We start from the raw sequence: 2542 nt of genomic DNA on the forward strand, positions 1-2542 counted from the left end.
GTAACATTTGCTTAGTATTATACTATTTTGTTAATTGCTTTTGGATATTCAAAAATTAAATATAAATGGACACCACTACACATAATAAATTAGTTGCTTTTATTTGGTCTATTGCTGACGATTGCCTTCGTGATGTTTACGTGCGAGGAAAATACCGTGATGTAATCTTGCCTATGGTAGTTTTGAGAAGGATTGACGCTTTATTAGAACCTACAAAAGAGGCTGTTTTAGAAGAGGTTAAGTTTCAAAGGGAAGAACTTAAATTTACAGAATTAGACGCAGCAGCACTAAAAGATGCAAGTAAGCAAGTGTTTTACAATACAAGTAAATGGACACTTCAACTACTCAAGACTAACATCGGCAACAGTCGACAAATTGCTCAAACAGACTTTGAGGATTATTTGAATGGTTTTAGTAAAAATGTAAAAGAAATCATTAAGAGCTTTAATCTTAAGAGTAAAGTAGAACACATGATTTCTAAAGATGTATGGCTAGATGTTTTAGAAAAATTTACTTCTAAAAATATTAATCTCACACCCTTTGAAGCAGAAGATGCCGAAGGACGAAAACTACCACCTCTTTCCAACTTGGGAATGGGTTATGTTTTTGAGGAACTTATCAGGAAATTTAATGAGGAAAATAACGAAGAAGCAGGAGAGCATTTTACACCTCGTGAAGTAATTGACCTCATGACGCATCTTATTTTTGAGCCTATCAAAGATAATTTGCCCTCAGTAATGACTATCTACGACCCTGCTTGTGGTTCGGGTGGAATGCTTACTGAATCTCAAAACTTTATTCAAGATGAAGAAGGAGCAATAAAAGCGAATGGTTCTGTCTATCTCTATGGAAAAGAAATAAACGACGAAACGTATGCTATTTGTAAGTCAGATATGATGATTAGGGGGAACAGTCCTGAAAATATACATGTAGGCTCAACGCTTTCTAGGGATAGTTTTGCAGGAACTCAGTTCAATTATATGCTTTCTAATCCTCCTTACGGAAAATCTTGGGCTTCTGAACAAAAACATATTAAAGACGGAAAAGATGTTATTGATAACCGTTTTATTGTGAATTTAGACAACTACTGGGGAGAAACTGAAACCGTCGAAGCTGTACCTCGTTCTTCTGATGGACAGCTTCTGTTTTTGATGGAAATGGTAAGCAAAATGAAGCCAAATAATGAACAGACTGACGGCTCTAGGATTGCTTCTGTACACAATGGCTCTAGTCTTTTTACTGGAGATGCTGGAGGAGGAGAAAGTAATATCAGACGCTATATTATTGAAAATGATATGCTAGAAGCTATCATTCAGCTTCCAAATAACCTTTTCTATAACACAGGAATTACGACTTATATTTGGCTTTTGAGCAATGCAAAAGCAGAAAACAGAAAAGGAAAAGTACAGCTCATTGACGCTTCGGAGCAGTACACAAAACTTCGTAAAAACTTAGGTGCAAAAAATTGTGAGCTTACAAAAGAACACATACAGGAGATTTTAAATACACATATAAATTTTGAGACAACAGAACCTAGCCAAGACAAACCTACTTCAAAAGTATTTGATAATGAAGATTTTGGTTTCTATAAAGTTTCTATTGAAAGACCTAAAAGGCTAAAAGCACAGTTTTCAGAAGAAAAAATAAATACGCTTCGCTACGACAAACACCTTACTGAGCCTATGCAATGGGCGTATGAAACGTATGGAGATAAGGTTTATACAGAAATGAAGCAAATCGGAAAAGAGATAGTAGAATGGGCTGAGAAAAACGGAATTGATTTGAACTCTAAAAAGAGAACCACACTCACATCACCTAAAACATGGAAAAAGCAAAAAACCATTCTTGAAGCTGCTCAAAAGCTAATGAAACTCGTAGGTACAGAAGAATATAGCGACTTTAATATTTTTCAAGCAGAAGTAGAACAGCAAATTAAAGACAACGAAATGAAACTCTCATCTTCTGAAAAAAATGCTATCTACAATGCGATTACGTGGTACGACGAAACAGCAGAAAAAGTAATCAAGAAAACACAAAAGCTAAAAGATGAAAAACTAGAAGCTCTTTTGGATAGACTAGATTGCACAGAAGAACAACTATCCGACTACGGATATTACGCTACCAAAAACAAAGGCGAGTATATCATTTATGAGACAGAAAGCGATTTGAGAGACTATGAAAATATTCCTCTCAAAGAAAGTATCTATTCTTATTTTTTAGAAGAAGTAAAACCACATGTAGAAGAAGCGTGGATTGACTTAGAAAAAACCAAAATCGGATATGAAATTAGCTTTAATAAATATTTCTATCAGCATAAGCCTTTACGAAATATAGAAACAGTAAATAAAGAAATACTGGAGCTAGAAAAACAAAATGAAGGTCTCATACTAGAAATCCTAAACCTAAGCTAATGGAAACACTAATCAAGACAGAAAACATTAAAAAATACCCTGCTTACAAAAGCTCAGGCGTATAATGGATTGCGGAAGTTCCTGAGCATAGGGAAGTTATCAGATTAGGTAATAAATTTCAAGAACGTCGT

The 2542-nt window shown here is 34.7% G+C and carries 1 protein-coding gene; it reads left to right on the forward strand.

Going from position 1 to position 2542, the window contains the following annotated elements:
• Nucleotides 1–65 precede the first annotated feature (65 nt).
• Nucleotides 66–2411, forward strand: coding sequence for a type I restriction-modification system subunit M (locus tag QZ659_RS20450; protein WP_291728952.1), 2346 nt, complete (start codon nt 66–68; stop codon nt 2409–2411).
• The last annotated feature ends 131 nt before the right edge of the window (nt 2412–2542 follow it).

The organism is Bernardetia sp. (assembly GCF_020630935.1).
Taxonomy (GTDB): domain Bacteria; phylum Bacteroidota; class Bacteroidia; order Cytophagales; family Bernardetiaceae; genus Bernardetia.